Annotated in this window: 1 protein-coding gene; it reads right to left on the reverse strand. The window is 34.1% G+C overall.

The window, feature by feature from the left end; translation table 11 throughout:
- The coding region (locus tag FFR48_RS28595) for a DUF4351 domain-containing protein (RefSeq protein ID WP_236104252.1) at positions 1 to 295 on the reverse strand (295 nt) is incomplete at its 3' end.
- Positions 296 to 323: the final 28 nt, after the last annotated feature.

Raw genomic sequence — 323 nt, forward strand, 5'->3', positions numbered from 1 at the left:
TAGCATCTGCTAGACTCTCTATCTGTTCTACAGATAATTCATTAATCCTGTTTTCTAGGCTGGGTGTAATATTATTAAAACGCCGTTTTAGTAGCTTTTTAACTATTTTTTGTTCTCCTTGTTCAATACCTTTCTCAATACCTTTTTCAATACCTTTTTCCATCCAACTGGTAACAATTTCCATGATTTGTTCCTCTTCTACTAAGTTAGCTTGTTTTAATTCTGTTTCTAGTTGTTGTTCTTCTGTGGTGTTTAATCTGAGGTAGGTGTCAATGAAACCGGAAATTAGTTCCATTTTAGCAGGGTTTAACTGGAGTGTTACT

Origin of the sequence: Sphaerospermopsis reniformis (assembly GCF_005402885.1) — a bacterium.
In the GTDB taxonomy this organism is placed as follows: Bacteria; Cyanobacteriota; Cyanobacteriia; order Cyanobacteriales; family Nostocaceae; genus Sphaerospermopsis; species Sphaerospermopsis kisseleviana.